Below are 17,163 nucleotides of genomic sequence, written 5' to 3' on the forward strand. Positions count from 1 at the left end.
ATAATTAAATTTTTTCCTACACTCAGACTAACGCTCACAGGGATGTCACTATGAACTTATCCATTAAAAACAAGCTGGTCTTGGCTATCGGGATCATCATCCTGGTGATCACCGGCCTGCAAGTCTGGTACAACACCTCACAACTGCGCACTGAAACCCAGAGACTGGTCTGGAGCATCATTGACGAAAGCTCCATGGCCAACGTCAAGGGTATCTCCAACTGGGTCGATGCCCGCATCAGCATGGTCAGTACCACCAAGGAAGCATTCACCAAAGAAGATGAACCCATCAGCCATCTGGCCCAAGCCATGAATGCCGGTGGCTTTGAGGGGGTCTATGCCGGTACTGCTGACGGCAAGATGCTCGAGAGTACCCCCTCCGGCCTGCCAGCCGATTATGACCCCCGTCAACGCACCTGGTACAAGGATGCAGTTGCCGCCGGTAAACTGGTCATCACTGCGCCCTACGCCGATGTCTCTAACGGCAGTTTGATCGTCACCATCGCCGAGCCATTCCAGCGTGGCAACACCCAGGGGGTTATCGCCGGAGATGTCTCTATCAGCGCCCTTATCTCGGACATTCTGACGGTCACTACCGAGGGGACTTACGCCATTCTGGTCGACAGCAACGGCACCATCATCGCCCACCCCGATGCCTCCCTGAGTCTGAAACCCGCCACAACGCTAGCCCCCGAGTTGACCGCGTCTTACATCAATCAGATCGCTCATGACGGTACGATCAACGAGCTGGTGATCAGCGGTAAGAAAGAGGTCTTTGACTTTAACGCGATCCCCAACACCAATTGGTATTACGGCATGATGGTGGATGACGAAACCGCTTACCAGTCGGTACGCCGCATGGTCACCTCCTCACTTATTCAGGGACTTATCACCATATTGATCGTGGCTGGCTTCTCCTATGTCGCCATTAACAGCTCGCTAGCGCCTCTGAAAACCCTGGGCGAGGCAATTGCCGATCTCTCCCGTGGCAACGGCGATTTGACCCGCCGCCTCAAGATCGAGCGTGAAGATGAGGTGGGCGCGGTTGCCAAACACGTCAATACCTTCATTGAGCGGCTCCATGCGATGGTGCAGGACATTTCCAACTCCTCCGGCCAACTCAACCAGCAGGCCAAGTCCTCCCACAGCATGGCGGAGAAGGCCAATGAGGGGCTGGCTCGCCAGCAAAACGAGATCACTCAGATCGCCACTGCGGTCCATGAGATGTCGGCAACTGCGGTCGATGTTGCCAGCAACGCCGAGCAAACTGCCGAAGCGGCCCGCAGCTCCTCCAGCAGTTGCGAGCATGGCAAACAGGTGATCGCCCGCAACCAGCGCTCCATCACCGATCTGGCCACCCAGGTGGAACAGGCCTCCAACATCATTCAGGAACTGGAGAAAAACGCTCAGGAGATCAACACCATCCTCTCCACCATTCAGGGCATCGCCGAGCAGACCAACCTGCTGGCGCTCAACGCCGCCATCGAAGCGGCGCGGGCCGGTGAACAGGGCCGTGGCTTTGCGGTAGTGGCCGACGAGGTGCGCGTTTTGTCACAACGTACCCACAGCTCGACTGTCGAGATCCGCAGCATGATCGAAACCCTGCAACGCAATACCCAGGGAGCGGTCAGCACCATGCATGAAGGCCAGCAACTGGCCCAGAACAGCGTGGATGACGCCAACAACGCCACCCATGCGCTGGAGCAGATCACCACTTCGATCAACCAGATCTCCGATATGGCGACCCAGATCTCCAGCGCAGCCGAAGAGCAACGGGCCGTCACCGACGAGGTAAGCCGCAACATTCAGGCGGTCAAAGATGTCTCGGACGAACTGGCAGTGGATGCAGACAGTTCGCGCCATCTCTCTGAACAACTTAAAAACATTTCGGGTGAACTGAGTAATCAGGTCGGCATGTTTCGCATATGAGTATCAATAAAGAGGACCGCCAGACACCAATGCCAGTAAATTAAGTATTCGTTTGTGTGACTAGATGTTCAAAATTCAGAATATCGAAGAACATTTCTACAATTAAAGGGTTCACTAGGCTCTAGCCCTGACCGGCAAGCAATAACAAGAGGGAGGCATCATGCCTCCCTCACTCTTTAGCACTGAACAATTAAAAAATATCCGCCTCACCAAAGTGACATCTAAGGAAGGTGCGAATAAGTCACCAAACATAAAAATGCGCCTTTGTAAGCATTTGAATTTAATAAACTAATTTTTTCAGTTTCGTTGTGGAGGGTGCTTATTCGCACCTTCCCTAACTGTCATTAATGGCTCCTATGATATTTCACTTATTTTTTCATAACGATAGATAAGGATTATCATGACTTTCCCGCGCTCTTCTTATGTTGCTTTGGCCGTCTCGCTGGTCTTGCTTGGCGGCTGCCAGTCAGAGAACGAATCGTCTGCCGACAGCCAAGGCAAAACAGCCTACCAATACAGCACCAAAGCGGTCTACAGCCCGCAGCAGCAGGCAGAGAGCTACGAGCCAGCACCTCAAGGGTTCAGCCCGGTCTTTACCGAGATGGTGGCGCGCCACGGCTCACGTTCACTTTCCAGCCCGAAATATGACGTGCTGACCAAGCTGGTATGGGAAGAGGCGCAGCGTCAGGGGGCGCTCACCACCCTCGGGCTGGGGTTGGGAGGCAAGGTCGATCTGGTGACGGCCGCCAACCAGAAACTGGGCTATGGCCTACTCTCGGCGCTGGGCAAGGAGGAGCACGCCAATCTCGCTACCCGACTGGCGGTGCGGCTACCGACCCTGCTCAACAGCAGCGAGCCCCACTGCATCAAGGTGGTCACCTCGGGCAAGGACAGGGCCAACGAAAGCGCCTTCTACTTTATGGAGAGCCTCAAGCGCGACGTGAACTATGTCAGCGACTCGGCGCAGTGTTACCTCACGCAGGATGACCCCTCGAAGATCGACAAAAAGCTGGTCAACAAGTTCGAGCTCTACTTCCACAAGACTACGCCCGAGGGGGATTACGCCCACTACCTGCCCGCCTATGAGAGCTACCAGCGCTTTATCGGCGACGAGGATGCCGGGATAGCCCCGGCCCCCGAGCTGGCCAAGGCGCTGGATCAGCTTAAGAACCTGAGCAAGACCAAAGAGATGGCCCGCAGCATGCTGGAGCGTATCTACAGTAAGGACTTTGTCGACTATCTGGCGGGCGGTGTCGAGTTTGTCGCCGTCAACCCGGAGGATGGCGGCATGACCTATGTGCGCGACGAAGTGGATGCCGCCCTGATGCTCTACAACCTCTTTATCATCGGCCCCGGCATGATCCGCGAAGCGCAGGCACAGGGCAGCGAACCCTGGGCGCTGGAGCAGTTCCTCACTCCGGAGGAGTCGGCCTGGTTCTCCTACCTCTCCGATGCGGAAGATTTCTACGAAAAGGGGCCGAGCTTTGCCAACCAGAGCGCCCCCTACGCCATTGCCCAGCCGCTGCTCGACGGCCTGTTTGGCGAGGTGCAACGTCAGGTGGTGGAAGGCGAGCAGAGTCGACGGGCCACCCTGCGCTTTGCCCACGCCGAAGCCATTATCCCCCTCGCCGCCCTGATGAAACTGGAAGGTAGCCGTCAGGGGGCCAGCCCGGATCAGCTGTTCAGCCAGCAGAACAACGAGTGGCGCGGCGGCTGGGTCTCCCCCTATACCGCCAATATTCAGTGGGATATCTATCAGAACAGACAGCGGCAGGTGCTGGTCAAGATGCTCTACAACGAAAAAGAGATCGCCTTTAAAACCGGCTGCCAGCCCTACCAAAGCGGCAGCCACTACTACGACTTCGAGGAGCTCAAGCGCTGCTACGGCTTTAACATAACTCAGTAAGGGGTCATCAGGGGGAGACTGAGATCTCCCCTATTCTCACTTTTTTCATTAGCTTTGGCTTGGATAAGCACCAATTTTTCACACTCGTACAGGCGCTAACTTCGTGTAACGTTCAGCATCTTTATTTAGAGGGCAGAGTAATCCACTTAAATTAGACATATGTCATACAATAATCTATTTTTTTGTACTCAAAAGACTGGCATAGTACTACTGCTTCGAACAAATATGAGAAAAGATAGCAAGGATGCACACTCTTCATCAAACCTCTAAAACTCACCTCCCTCGCTTAGATGCGTTACGCCATCTTCAAGCGCTTGATTCTCCAACAGAAGAGCGTTTCATTCGTATAACTAGAATGGCTCGCAATATTTTTGATGTGCCGATAGCCCTAATCTCATTCGAAGACAATGAACGTGAGTGGGCCAAGCCTTGTTATGGTCTAAACATCCATGAACCCCTCCCTAATTTTTCTTTTTGTAAACATGGTTTTCTCAAAGAACGCATGATTGTTATTGAAGATGCTACTAAACACCCGTGTTACTATAATAATCCAATGGTTATAGGTGAGCCATACATTAGATTTTATGCTGGGCACTCATTAGTAATAACCGATGGGTTGCATATCGGTTCATTGTGTATCATAGATAGTAAGCCCAAAGTTTTTGGAGATAAAGATAGATCTTTACTCTCAGACTTGGCATTAACTGTTGAAAGCGAGTTGCGCGCAGTCCAAATGGCAACGATAGATGAATTGACTGGGCTAACTAATAGGCGAGGTTTTATTCTTCAGGCTGAACAGTGCTTGCAACATGCATTTAGAACAAAGCGGCCCCTTTCACTTTTATTTATAGATTTGAATAAATTCAAATCTATAAATGATATATATGGTCATGATGTCGGAGACGATGCATTGTGTCAAGCAGCTCGCTTAATAAATATTATATTTAGAAATGCGGATATCTGTGCTCGATTAGGTGGTGATGAATATGTGGTTTTACTCCCAGAAACTAACATTGACAATATTAACTCTATTAATCGGAGAGTAATTAAAGCCTTCGATGAGTTCAATAAACATTGTAGCAAGGCCTATACCCTATCTTGCTCTATAGGTGTTGTTAGCTATGATGCAACTACACCACCCGACCTAAACTTGTTGCTCCGTTTGGCGGATGAGGCTATGTATCGTTGTAAGCACAATTTATGAATTATAAGCTCCCTGTTAGCACATGATTAAAGAGCGCAGTTAACTAGCGTGACAATAATATGCAATAATGGAAATAACAAGACAATTCCTATTCATGTACATTTTGAAATTATAATCACTTCATAGTTCGATTATGTGCCCATACAGTAACCGCAACTCTAGATTTTAAATTTAGTTTTCTTAGAATATTCCTCACATGTATTTTTACCGTCCCGTGAGAAATAAATAATAATTTTGAAATGACTTTGTTTGAATGACCTTCAGCAAGAAGTTTTACTACATCAATTTCTCTATGACTTAATGATTTAATAATACCAATATCACTTTCTGATAATAAACTTGACATCGTTTTATTGTTTAGCTGAGGGCTTTCAACTGATGTATCTGCACATATACTCTTAATGCAGCTGATTAAATCAAGCGGTTCTATATCTTTTGAAAGATATCCATTGGCTCCGAACCTAAACGCTTCTACAACATCAATTTCCAAATCTGATTCTGTGAAGATAACAACTTTGCTTTTTATTTTCTTTGCTCTAATTTTCTTTAGCGTGTCTAATCCATTAAGTACTGGCATTTTAAGGTCAAGCAATATTAAATCTGGTTCATATTCTACTGCTAGCTCTAATCCTTCTTTACCATTGCTAGCCTCCGCGATTACGGTCATAAAGCAATCTGTTGAGAGTGTAGTTTTGACTCCTGCTCGCAATATAGAATGGTCATCTATAAGCAAGACTTTTAATGCTTGCATTTCTTCGATTGAAACTATGTTATCCATAACTACATTCTCAATGCCATGTTAGCTTCATACTACACCATGAATGCACAAAAAACTATAAATCAACCTCTTAACCTGCATGCCGGATGAGGCTATATCATAGCACATAGCTATGTATTTCTAAAATTTCGCCCTCAGTCGTTTGACTAGAAATACTAGCTATAAAATATGAGTATCAACGGCATGATTAGGATTTTAAAAATGGAGTAGCCGTTTCTCATATGCATTTCAAATAAATATTTAATGAACATGGACTTTATAATGCCTATGACTAAATGAAATTTAGTTTCACATTACAATATTAGAGCATAATTAGAGCTTTTTCTACATTAATGCCAAATGACAGTACTCCAATTACTTGCCCTTTATACCATACAGGATAATTTAATCGACATAAAAATAACTTACTAGATGCATCAAACTCAATCGATGGCATTTTAAACCGATTATTGCTCTGGTCGAATCGCCCTAGTGAATTGATGTGTCTGTATTCATTGGCCATTTTTAGGGTTTCGATGATCTTTTCTTCATCTCCTTGCCAGTAATCAGATGTTAGGTTACTCGCAGCAGTTAAGACACCTCGCTCATCCGTCAACATGATTTCAGTTATATATGGAGTTTGAATTGTCAAACCCTTCAATGACCTTGAAATGGTTGAGTTTAGTATGTTCGTTATCCAGCTTGGTGCGAATGAGTTATTTTCTACCATAGAACGCCATAGCTGGTCTCGTTGTAATATAGCTTCTATTTTTATGTGTTTATTTTTCAAGTTTGCTAATTTCAGTGTATTGATTAACTCCTGGCTTTTCAAAAGTGAACGATACATTCTATTTACAGCAACTTCAATTGTTTCTTGTTCACTGGCGGATAAGAATAGATTTGATTGGTTGCACTCTGATATTTTACTATTAAACATATCTATAATTGACGGGTGTTCAAGTAAGACATGGTTGGCTATATACACGCCCATGGGTGCATACTTTTCAAATCGTTTATGAAGAAGTAAGTTTAAACTTATATCAGACTTATTTAATTCACGAACCACACTTTCATCTGCGAGAAATAAATCAATTCGTCGCCTCTGTAATAATTTTAATAAACTATCTGAATTATTAACTGATTGATATATGGGCATATTATTTCTTAACAGCCATGTTTCTTGGCTACTTCCTCTTAGCACGCCTATTTTACTTTTATTTAATGCGTCATGAGTTTTCCTAGATATTGACGAGAGACTAAACCAGTACCACTTATCCAAAACTATTGGCGCACTGAGTTTTGCGTATTTATTAATATTAGGCTGATCTATAGAACTGAAGAAACCACTGGAGCGCCCCATAACTAAATCTAATTCTGCGCGCTTGGGGGGAACTATCTTAAATTTATATTGAACGCCTATCTTATCCAAAACACATTTTACAGTATCCACTGCGTAACCTTTGAGGTTGCCATCCTCAACGGTTTGGTATGGAGGTGCTAGACTGGTTTCAAGGTGTAAATTAGCCGGAGTCGCGGCATAAACAACCTGCAATAATACTATTAAAACACACAGCATGGCTGTAGTAACTCTCATCACATAAGACCCATTGATAATTAGTTGTTTTTATCTGGTTTTTTGTGATCTAACTCAACATAGAATCAGAATCGAGATCACTCTTCTGAATATAGCAGCCGTTTTGATTATGGGCTAGGGCAACCGTGATTTCAGATAGTAAGTGCAATACCCTGGCCCGAGGACGGGGCTTCTCGCGCAAAAAGTGATGAGATTCAGCGGCACATTCGGTTAAATCAACCCCCTTGATGCTCGAGTGACAGATTAACTCATATCATCAGTCAAGAAATCCAGGGGCGATTCAGCCACTCTTGACCAGCATGAAACGGGCAACCTTGTTGGCAAAGAACAAGGAGGCGAGCAGTACCCCGACAAATACCCCAAGTGCCAGGTTATGGGTAGCAACGACCACAGCCACTGTTGCCACCATCACGATATTGGTGGAGAGCGGGTGCTTTTTGAGGTTACGCAGTGAATCCCATGAAAACGTTCCGATAGAAACCATGATCATCACGGCCACCAATGCGGCCATGGGGATTTGGCGGATCCACTCATCCATGAAGACAACCATCAGAATGAGTAATGTGCCTGCGACAAAGGTAGAGAGGCGGCCACGACCACCGGATTTGATGTTGATGATGGACTGACCAATCATGGCGCAGCCCGCCATGCCACCCATCAGGCCCGCACCAATATTGGCGATCCCCTGGCCCTTGCATTCGCGATTGCGGTCGCTGCTGGTATCCGTCAGGTCATCGACAATGGCCGCCGTCATCATGGATTCGAGCAGACCGACCACAGCCAGACCTGCGGAGTATGGGAAGATGATCGCCAGCGTCTCCAGATTGAGCGGCACTTCGGGCCACAGGAAGATGGGCAGAGTATCGGGCAGCTCGCCCATATCGCCTACAGTACGGATATCGATGCCCATGGTGATGGCGACTGCCGTCAGGATGACGATGCAGAGCAGCGGAGAAGGCACTAGCTTGCCAACCACCGGAATAAGCGGGAACAGATAGATGATGCCAAGACCAGCTGCTGTCATGGCATAGACCTGCCAGGTGACGTTGGTGAGCTCAGGCAACTGGGCCATAAAGATGAGGATCGCCAGCGCATTGACGAAGCCGGTGACCACGGAACGGGAGACAAACCGCATCAGGCTGCCGAGCTTCAAGTAACCAGCCGCGATCTGGAGTACCCCAGTGAGCAGAGTTGCTGCCAGCAGATATTGCAGGCCATGCTCTTTGACCAGGGTCACCATCAGGAGTGCCATTGCGCCTGTGGCTGCCGAGATCATGCCTGGACGACCGCCAACAAAGGCTATGACCACGGCGATACAGAAGGAGGCATAGAGGCCGACTTTGGGGTCTACTCCAGCAATAATGGAGAAGGCGATGGCTTCTGGGATCAGCGCCAGGGCGACCACGATTCCGGCTAACAGGTCACCACGGATGTTGGAGAACCATTCTTGTCTTGCACGTTCTAGCATGGGGAGATTTTCTCGCTTGTTTAGGATCCATAGCACAACGCACCCATCGGCTTGGGGGTCAGATGGAGTTCGGGCAGGATCAGATTGTTGTATTGGGATCTAATGGGTGTAAGAAAGCGCTCCGGTTGTGACAACCAGAGTCAGGCGGCAGGAGCCACAGAGGGAGGGGTTAGGGCGGCGTTACAGTCACACCAGTATGCGATTTGTTCATGGGCTGCGGATGATAGCAGAGAAGCGCTTGCACAGGTAGGGTTATCATGCTTTGCAAAAACGCCTTTTTAATTTTCCACCCTACAGGGCGAATATAGCCACATTTTTATTATGCTTTAACTTCTATTTTCTATTTTTCTATTTTTCTATTTTTCTATTTTTCTATTTTTCTATTTTCTGCTTTCTGTTTATATGAATATAATTTATTACTGAGTGATGGAGCATTGATGTCTTAAGCCAAGTTAAGGAACTTTAATTTATCAGTGCTCTTTAAATTTAATTTATTTAATGAAATAGCTTATAGGGGGTAATAAAACTGGTTTCTCTTCGCTGCGCAGCAGCGGAATGTTGAAATGGAAAAAATTAATTTATAGCTCTCATAATTAGTAAATGGACAGTTTTCCGAATTTTTCAAGTGGGGGGATGTGAAAAAGTTTGAAAATAATTCTGTTTGGTGGAAATTTGGCCAATCTGGATGGTTTTATTCTCACCGCCCCCCGACTTATTGCTTATACGCAAACCCCATGCCTAATCCGTCCCACCAGATCGACAACGGCCTGAACCCCCATCGGTGTCTTCAATAGCTCGGCTGGAGCTACGCCACCGAGGCCCCAGGCTGGTCTGTTTAGCCATGACAACGCCTTGGCAGTATCGTTCTTGTTGAGGGATAGTGCCGCATCGAGTGCCTGTACAACGCCGTATACCCTGGCACCCTGAGAGATTGATAGGGGAGCCCCAATCCTCAGCTTGCGAGCAACAGTGTGGCGGCTAATGCTTACTAAGCGGCATATCAAACCTATGTCTGCACTCATCAATTCAGCCAGTCGATGAATGCTGCCAGGAGCTACGCCAGCCACGATCCATAGATGTGCCCCCAACGGGTCACTCGGTATGCCAAGAGAGTCAAATATTGTCTTAGTAGAGGCCGTAGCCTTACCTGGATGATAACTCGCATAGGACATGATGAAATCTCCCCTGAACCTACGATACCAGATTACCTTATCCTATCTGTTCCATGTGGCGATGGCGATGGGTCTGAGGACTTTGTTGGATGAGGCACAGGATACAGAGGTTGAAGCGCCCCATTCGGGCAATACCAACTTTTTCGTGAATCTCTGGGCATAATTCTATCTGGGGTCTTTATGAGACTTGAATTCTCATATATTTACTATGCTATAACCAAGCTAGCTAGCCGAGAGAACATTCAGTGACCATCAATTTTGATTATCGTTGTGGCATCTTAGAGGCAGCCGACACAAAAACTGGCCGAGAATGGTGTTGGTACAAGGGGGATCCCGAGGTTACCAGAACTGAAAATGGCAAGTTATTGAGTTCGATAGATGTTCCTATCGGAGCCACTGTTGTCAATGTGAAAGCTCTCATTCGCATGGATACCAAAAAGTAACCAAAAACAGGTTGCACCATATATAGTCAGTCCGCGTATGATAACTCCTATTCTCATCAGATTAGGAGCTTAGCATGCTCGTAAAAGAAATTGTGCCAACAGAACAGGTCGTTGACATTCTCTGTGATGTCTGTGGTCGTAGTACAAAAACGAATTTTGGAACCAATCAATACGGCTCGTTATCGGCGGATTTTGGCTATGGTTCCTGTCACGATGGTGAGCGTTATCTGGTGCATCTGTGTGAAATGTGTTTTTTCGGTATACTCGCAACAATGAGGGAGATGCATCGCGGGGATCATATGTTTGACGATGACTATGAGGCCGCAGACCCAAATACATTTGGGCGTGATTATTCTAATAGGGAGATAATCTGAATAGTATGCCCCTATATTCGAGGTTGTGTGGAGAGAACTATTTCCTATCATCGACTCATTCTGTGAGCCAATGATATTCTCCAATCGGCTCATTTCGTGAGCCGATCAAGATCGTTCATCGGCTCATCTGGTGAGGTGGTCTCAACGCTCACTACCACCTAGATTTAATTTTTGGTTACATAGTTTCATTGCAGGTTGGAGCTAGGCCACTAAACAGATCCGAACGCGATTTCGCTCACGTCTTTTTGAATAATGCTACTTCTACAATCGTCTTGGTGCCAAAAACAGTGGTGCTAATGCTGGGGTTGAGAGATAATTTCACTGATATAAAAGTGTGATACATGAGGATAAAAATGAACGATTTTTTGAAAACTTTGTTGAATATCCGTAGTCTGCGAGCTGCATTGCGTGAGTTGTCATTTGAGCAACTGGTCGAAGTTAAAGAAAAATTGGATGAGGTTTTTGCTGAGCGTGAGCAGCAAGAAACCAAATTGAGAGAGGAATCTGCCGAGCGCCTGCAAAAACTGGCTGAGTTTGCCGAGCTGCTGAAAGGCGCTGGCATAGATCCGAGTGAGCTGGTTGGTACTGCAACCACTGCAAAAGCAGAGGGTACAGTAAAGAGCAAGCGCGCTCCCCGTCCTGCAAAATACAAATACATCGAAGATGGCCAGGAAAAGACCTGGACTGGTCAGGGCCGCATGCCCAAGACCATCTCAGAAGCAGTGGCTAATGGTCGAGCATTGGAAGAGTTCTTGATCTAGTGCTGAGAGCCCATGCCTGCTCGGCGTGGGCCTTTAATTCTATCTGTAGTAGGAGCACCGTATGGGGAGGACATTAGAGGATATCATCGAGTCGGAATCATCCGAGGTAGTCCAGAGAGCCAAGGAGCATGCCGAAGAGCTGCGAGTTCGTATCGCTGTGACCAAACTGCTTTCAAATATCGGGGCGGGTGATGTTCCTGAAATTGATGCCGATGTTCTAAATAGTTTATTGTCGCTCAAAAGGTCTGTTGAGAGATATGACTGTCGGCTGAGTTTACTCGTTCATATGCCTGACGGCACTCATCATGGTGTCAACATTTAACTAAAGAGCGTCATTGGTACGTCAATCGCAGATCTCATCTACCAAATGAAATTAACGCCCCCATGGCGATGCTTTTTCAAACCCCCTCAGTGTGCAAGCGGATCTGGTAGCGTGTATTGCGTCCGCCACCAGGTAATTTCTCAATGCACCCCCTCTCCACCAATTCAGCCAGATGGCGTGTAGCAGTCGCCTTGCTGACTCCGGCGACTTTTTGATATTGACTGGCGTTGATGCCATTTTCAAAACCCTGTTCGCCGCCATCCAATAAACGGTTAACAACCTTGGTTTGCTCTGGACTGAGACCGTCATGACAGTGCCGCAACCAGAAATGTGTCTTGGCAAGAGAACGGTCAATAACCTGTAATGCCAGTTCTAGGGTGTAATCCAGCGTATCGAGAAACCAACAGATCCAGGAGGTAATATCTAGCGAGCCCCTCTGCGCTGACTCAAGCGCTCGATAGTAGTCACCCCGCAGCTCTAGAATCGCAACTGACATGGCATACAGCCGGATGCTGTGGCTGTCAGCCTGTGACAGCGCGAGATCGGTCAATGCCCGCGTGAGCCGCCCATTGCCATCATCAACGGGATGCAGGGTCACGAACCAGAAATGACAGATCGCCGCACGAAGCAGTGGATCCATCGTGGGGTCATGCTGAGTCTGGTTAAACCAGGGGATGAACTCGGCCAGTTGATCGTCCAGAGCGGCTCTGGGTGGAGCCTCAAAATGCACGGTAGGGCGATCAACACGCCCAGAGACAACCAGCATCGGCTCATCTCCTCGCAACTGCCCTACGTTCATTGGCTGTACCGACCATTCGTTGACAGGGAACAGCCAACGATGCCATTGGTAAAGTCGTTCAATTGTCAGTGGTTGTTCATGGTTGTCGATGGCATCCAGCATCATGGCCGCGAGCCCCTCTGAGCGCTCTGATACTGGATAGGACTGAGTTTGTGAGCTCCCTAACCGCCTAGCCAGGGAAGATCGCACGGATTGGGCATTGAGACGTTCGCCTTCGATAGCGGACGAGGCGATGATGTTAGCCAATAACGTGTCCAACGTTTGGTCGGGGTTCCCCAACCTGGAATGACTACCGATTAGAATTCCCTGTCTGCGTTGAACCTGCCGTAATCTGGGCAATATCTCGCTATCCTGCCAACGAAAATGGGGCCAGTCGGCTTGTTGCCAAATCCAAAATGGTTCCATTATTTCCTCATTCAATGTGTCAGGGTCTCAAAAATGAGCCGAACCAGCCTATCATTCGGCTCATTTTTAGAGCCGAATATAACACATACAGCGCACCATCAGAGCAAGTAATGAGGATGGAGAACCAGGCTGAAAATCTCAGACCGGGGCTAATGAAAAACTGGATTTATTGCTGCTGGGTGGCGCTACAGCAATCAGTAGATAGACAAGGCGGGAGCTCGTTTTCGTTTCGAATGGTTCATGTGAGCTTGCAGCTTGCGCTGCATAAAGCCACGCACAAGCAGATGCCGTCTGGTCTGCTCATTCATATGCCTGACGATACTCACTAATATTGGGATGCCAGTCTAAGCCACCAGAAGAGAAGGATAGAACCACCGAGTAGATTACCTGCCAGGTATTTCCAAGAGCGATCTGACAAGAACAAAATAGCACCCAGTATCGTTATCAAACCCCAGAGATAGGGCATGAGCAGTACATATAGGCCAGTCAGTGAGTATTCATCGTTAAACCAGTCATAGACAGGCTGAATGAACAGGATCGATGCATTCAAGAGGTGATAGAGCATGAACAACACGAATACCCATGTTCTCTCTGTCTTCACTGCTGCGCTCACTTTAGTTCCCCTTGGAATGGATAGCTGAGTTCAATGACGGTCAAAAATGGCTTGTAGGCAAAGCGCTTGTAGTGTTGAAGAACAAACCAGCTTCTGAAACCGGACGCCAGGCCGTAGAACTTGACTCTTCCGGTCGTGGGGTCAGGGCCAATGTCAGGATAATCGAGACCGAAGTGGTCATATAGCGTTACTTTGATCGTGCCCTTGTAGAAATCGCCAAACTTTTCATATGTCGTGATTTCCGCCTTGCCTGCCCAGACATCGTTAACAGCAATTGTGAGGCCCTGCACCTTATCCGCCGCAGAGTTGAAGATGGGTAACCGAAAGCCGGAGGTCTTGCTGTATTGCTGCATCAAGTCACTCAGAACAAGCTTGTTCACATCACCATCAAGTTCGGCCAGCTTTGCCTTCACCTCCTTGATAAGGGTATCTGAGAACTTGATCGTGGTCGGGTGAGCTCGCGCTGCTCTCGTCAAAGCTTGATTCCGGTATTCACCACCCTCCGATTTCTCGAATTTGGCGATCATGGCCAGAATGTTCATCTTCAAGTCGCCAGTTGCAAACAATGTGGCCATGTTGCGGAAGCTACTAAAGAACACCTTGGGGTCAGTCTTTTCGAGATCGCCAATAAAGCCGTCATCTCCCATCTTCCCTACGAACATGGGGATAGCCTTGATCTGCTCTGCCGTCATTTTGCCGTAAGTCATATCTTCGGCGGGGCTGCCATCAACGTTCTTACCTGGCTCGCGCTTCGACTTGTAGATGAGCACAGGCACACGATAGGTTGTGGCTGACGTTGTATCGGTTTTTGGCTTGAGAGCTGGAGGAATGGTTTCTGCCTTCGGGCGCTCTTTCTCTGTCGAACCGAACCACATTGTCGGCTTGGCTTGTGCATATGCCGACTTGATGGCCTGCTCAAACCTAGGCGTCCCCCTCACCGAGATTTGGTCTCCCTGGATAGTGCAGCAAGCAAATACATCAGATTGCATCCCCAATACCACCTTCGATCCGTCATCAAGGCTTCCAGCCACTGGGCTTAGAATGCGCTTGAACTCGTCCTTGGTAAGTTGGTTGATGTCTCTGAGGTCGGGTTTCTGCATGTATAGAGGGCTCGATGAAGAGTGGTTAAAGGGTCACTTTATCATCAATGAGCCAATCGAGGCCATGTAGGCGTTTTCTGAAAACGGCAGTTTGTGACGCTTTCTATCGATGGACGCGGGGGATTAATAGCTAATAGACAAATGCTAAGGATGGCAATGATGCTAATTGCCATCACTGTGAATAATTATAGGGAAATTTAGTTTTATCTGGGTGAAGAGATAATTATTTGGCAAATATATCTATGGCAGCAAGTCGCGAATGTCACACCCCATTACTCTGGCAAGACGATAAGCCTTTTCCAGGGTGACATTGACCTCACCACGCTCAATTCGTCCTACGTAGCTTCTATCAATTTCGGCCGCATATGCGAGTGCATCTTGCGACACGCCCAATTGAAGCCGTCTATCACGTACAGCATCACCAAATTTTTTTGCTAGCTCTTGCATGTCTCGCCTCTCACTGGCGAGCACTATCTCTGGTTGTCTGGCTAACGACCACGGATTATAATCCGCAATCAAGTTTAGATTCCCACTAAATGTTTTCGTTCGAGGCTGAGTATTACTTATGAGCTCCCAGACTGTGTGGTTACCAACCGCGCTCTACACCGCACTCATTCGATGGCAGATGGATGACTTCACTGCGACAGGATTTGTAAATGCCATTTTTGGTGACAAAGCAGAATCGCAGATACGTCAGCGGCGTTATACCTTCATTTATCGGCATCTGATCAAGCTCGTAAATCAGGGACTTCTAAAAAGGAAGCATGTTGATGATGGGAAGCGCTGTTCTCATTTCATCAGGACTCCCAAGTTCGATGAAGTGCATTTCAAAGAGGAATTTATTGGGCCTTGTGCGCTTGTAACGGAATCGGGTAAGGAGCGTAAGTCGGAAACGTATGAATCCGTCCTGGAAGGACTGATCGCGAGAGCACAGCACTACCGTAAGGGGTTGCAGGAATATGATTCAATGCTCGCTGAGTATCAGCAATTAAGAGTGGACTTCTCCATATTGGATCCAGCGATTGAAAGGGCCATCAACAATACCGTTGCAGAGAGACGCGATTTGCGGGGCAGGCTGGAGGCTGTGGAGAGGCTTTTGAGGGGGTTGATTGCGTTTAGAAGCGCCTCTTGATGTAACCGTTCAGCGTCAGGGGCTTGATGCACACAGTTCGGAAGGAATGGGATAATCCGTTTTCTCGATGCGGGCTCGGACAATGGTATGCAGTCACTCTTGGGGGCAACGTCCCAAGCGTTTGGTCGTCTCAACCAACGAAAGTAAGCGTGGACGAAACAGCTCCCCACTCAGGGCGATAACAGCCACGTTGCGCAGTACATGAGCCCAGCAAAGTAGGGGCAGACTCGTGCCGACAAACCGGTAGCCAGCACATATATGCCCGTCACCAATACGCCAGCCAACTCCTACTCCAGCAGGCATTCGGGAGGATCTACTTGGCCCACAGGTTCCAGTGACTCAGGTCGAGCAAAAGCCTGTCGTGGAAGTCAGGAATGAAGGGAGCAAGGTGCTAGAGGCTAGAGCACGCTCTTATCGGTTTGAGCTCCAGGGATACCAGGCTACGTTCGCCGAATATTGTGAGCTACGAACAGATTTCCCCGCGTTAGAGGCGACCATTGATAATGTGCTTAGGCACACCTGTAAGGAGTTTCGGAGTTTACGAGGACGGTTGGCAGCCGTAGAGGAGGTAATGAGGGCGTTGGGGAGTTCCGCGTCAGTCCGCTAATGTCATCCCTTCTATATAAGTCGATTTCAACAACATGACCCCAGATGTCCAGCATTTGCAGGTCATATAGTTTCCAGGTCGCGCAGTATAGGTGCGTGACTTCTATCCTTCCTTCTCTTGGGAGCTGTGCCAGCTGATTTTGCACAATGACCCCCTCTTAAAAGGGGATCATAGCCACCGAAGTGTGCAGTTTTTGTTTTGCACAAGAGGTTTTGTGGTGCTAGGTTCAGTGTTAGTGGTGTTTTGTGCAGTTTTTGTGTTGCATAAAATTTTTCGGCCTGCCGTTCAACATCGCCAGCTACGCCCTGCTGACCCACATGATGGCCCAGCAGTGCAATCTGGAAGTGGGTGACTTTGTCTGGACTGGTGGTGATGTGCATCTCTACTCCAACCACATGGAGCAGACAGCTCTGCAGCTCTCCCGCGAGCCGCGCCCGCTGCCGACCCTGGTGATCAAACGCAAACCTGACTCCATCTTCGACTACAAGTTCGAGGATTTCGAGATCGAGGGTTATGACCCCCATCCCGGCATCAAGGCGCCCGTCGCCATCTGATAGGAAGGCGCCTCAGGGCGCCTT

The 17,163-nt window shown here is 48.1% G+C and carries 13 protein-coding genes and 4 pseudogenes; 8 read left to right on the forward strand and 9 right to left on the reverse strand.

The window, feature by feature from the left end:
• The first annotated feature begins 50 nt into the window (after positions 1-50).
• The 3 genes from ACTG2S_RS04625 to ACTG2S_RS04635 all read left to right on the forward strand — a co-directional run bounded on the left by ACTG2S_RS04625 (position 51) and on the right by ACTG2S_RS04635 (position 5,038).
• Positions 51-1,928, forward strand: a complete 1,878-nt coding sequence (locus ACTG2S_RS04625; RefSeq protein WP_042083552.1) for a methyl-accepting chemotaxis protein — start codon at positions 51-53, stop codon at positions 1,926-1,928.
• Between the two features lie 400 nt (positions 1,929-2,328).
• Positions 2,329-3,834 carry a histidine-type phosphatase gene (locus ACTG2S_RS04630; RefSeq protein ID WP_042083550.1) on the forward strand — a complete coding sequence of 502 codons (1,506 nt, stop codon included), beginning with the start codon at positions 2,329-2,331 and terminating at the stop codon, positions 3,832-3,834.
• A gap of 244 nt (positions 3,835-4,078) precedes the next feature.
• The gene (locus tag ACTG2S_RS04635; protein ID WP_080768679.1) at positions 4,079-5,038 is read left to right on the forward strand and encodes a sensor domain-containing diguanylate cyclase; all 960 of its coding nucleotides are present in this window, start codon (positions 4,079-4,081) and stop codon (positions 5,036-5,038) included.
• A 115-nt stretch (positions 5,039-5,153) separates the two neighbouring features.
• On the opposite strand, the gene ACTG2S_RS04640 is transcribed toward ACTG2S_RS04635, so the two are convergent.
• The 4 genes and pseudogenes from ACTG2S_RS04640 to ACTG2S_RS04655 form a co-directional block, all read right to left on the reverse strand.
• Positions 5,154-5,816 (reverse strand): response regulator, encoded by a 663-nt coding sequence (locus tag ACTG2S_RS04640; RefSeq protein WP_439982056.1) that lies wholly within the window; start codon positions 5,814-5,816, stop codon positions 5,154-5,156.
• A 301-nt stretch (positions 5,817-6,117) separates the two neighbouring features.
• Positions 6,118-7,389 carry a substrate-binding periplasmic protein gene (locus tag ACTG2S_RS04645; RefSeq protein WP_439982057.1) on the reverse strand — a complete coding sequence of 424 codons (1,272 nt, stop codon included), beginning with the start codon at positions 7,387-7,389 and terminating at the stop codon, positions 6,118-6,120.
• A 286-nt stretch (positions 7,390-7,675) separates the two neighbouring features.
• A pseudogene (locus ACTG2S_RS04650) lies at positions 7,676-8,857 on the reverse strand (SulP family inorganic anion transporter); the annotation flags it as partial.
• Positions 8,858-9,576: 719 nt separating this feature from the next.
• Positions 9,577-10,029 carry an antitoxin Xre/MbcA/ParS toxin-binding domain-containing protein gene (locus tag ACTG2S_RS04655; protein WP_378003765.1) on the reverse strand — a complete coding sequence of 151 codons (453 nt, stop codon included), beginning with the start codon at positions 10,027-10,029 and terminating at the stop codon, positions 9,577-9,579.
• A gap of 517 nt (positions 10,030-10,546) precedes the next feature.
• Here ACTG2S_RS04655 and ACTG2S_RS04660 point away from each other — a divergent pair.
• The 3 genes from ACTG2S_RS04660 to ACTG2S_RS04670 all read left to right on the forward strand — a co-directional run bounded on the left by ACTG2S_RS04660 (position 10,547) and on the right by ACTG2S_RS04670 (position 11,929).
• Positions 10,547-10,846, forward strand: coding sequence for a hypothetical protein (locus ACTG2S_RS04660; protein WP_236563321.1), 300 nt, complete (start codon positions 10,547-10,549; stop codon positions 10,844-10,846).
• A gap of 353 nt (positions 10,847-11,199) precedes the next feature.
• Complete coding sequence (locus ACTG2S_RS04665; protein WP_139441704.1) at positions 11,200-11,607, forward strand: H-NS family histone-like protein; 408 nt, start codon at positions 11,200-11,202, stop codon at positions 11,605-11,607.
• 61 nt (positions 11,608-11,668) lie between these two features.
• Entirely contained in the window at positions 11,669-11,929 is a 261-nt protein-coding gene (locus ACTG2S_RS04670) for a hypothetical protein (RefSeq protein WP_042020035.1), read from the forward strand.
• Positions 11,930-12,005: 76 nt separating this feature from the next.
• Here ACTG2S_RS04670 and ACTG2S_RS04675 read toward each other — a convergent pair whose 3' ends face one another.
• The 4 genes and pseudogenes from ACTG2S_RS04675 to ACTG2S_RS04690 all read right to left on the reverse strand — a co-directional run bounded on the left by ACTG2S_RS04675 (position 12,006) and on the right by ACTG2S_RS04690 (position 15,293).
• Positions 12,006-12,833: a Fic family protein gene (locus tag ACTG2S_RS04675; protein ID WP_439983230.1), complete on the reverse strand. Its 828-nt coding sequence runs from the start codon at positions 12,831-12,833 to the stop codon at positions 12,006-12,008.
• Positions 12,834-12,899: 66 nt separating this feature from the next.
• Positions 12,900-13,133 (reverse strand): annotated as a pseudogene (locus ACTG2S_RS04680) (DUF4172 domain-containing protein); the annotation flags it as partial.
• Positions 13,134-13,742: 609 nt separating this feature from the next.
• A complete protein-coding gene (locus ACTG2S_RS04685) occupies positions 13,743-14,846 on the reverse strand; it encodes a DUF3289 family protein (RefSeq protein WP_439982060.1) in 1,104 nt (367 codons plus the stop codon).
• Between the two features lie 240 nt (positions 14,847-15,086).
• Positions 15,087-15,293 carry a helix-turn-helix domain-containing protein gene (locus ACTG2S_RS04690; RefSeq protein WP_005895552.1) on the reverse strand — a complete coding sequence of 69 codons (207 nt, stop codon included), beginning with the start codon at positions 15,291-15,293 and terminating at the stop codon, positions 15,087-15,089.
• A 118-nt stretch (positions 15,294-15,411) separates the two neighbouring features.
• Between ACTG2S_RS04690 and ACTG2S_RS04695 the strand changes: the two genes are divergently transcribed.
• Positions 15,412-15,978, forward strand: a complete 567-nt coding sequence (locus ACTG2S_RS04695) for a hypothetical protein (protein ID WP_439982061.1) — start codon at positions 15,412-15,414, stop codon at positions 15,976-15,978.
• A gap of 15 nt (positions 15,979-15,993) precedes the next feature.
• On the opposite strand, the pseudogene ACTG2S_RS04700 reads toward ACTG2S_RS04695, so the two are convergent.
• Positions 15,994-16,146, reverse strand: a pseudogene (locus tag ACTG2S_RS04700) (IS66 family transposase); the annotation flags it as partial.
• A gap of 699 nt (positions 16,147-16,845) precedes the next feature.
• Between ACTG2S_RS04700 and thyA the strand changes: the two are divergent.
• A pseudogene (thyA, locus tag ACTG2S_RS04705) lies at positions 16,846-17,139 on the forward strand (thymidylate synthase); the annotation flags it as partial.
• Between the last annotated feature and the right edge of the window lie 24 nt (positions 17,140-17,163).

It is taken from the genome of Aeromonas sp. 82P (assembly GCF_051919365.1).
Taxonomy (GTDB): domain Bacteria; phylum Pseudomonadota; class Gammaproteobacteria; order Enterobacterales; family Aeromonadaceae; genus Aeromonas; species Aeromonas veronii.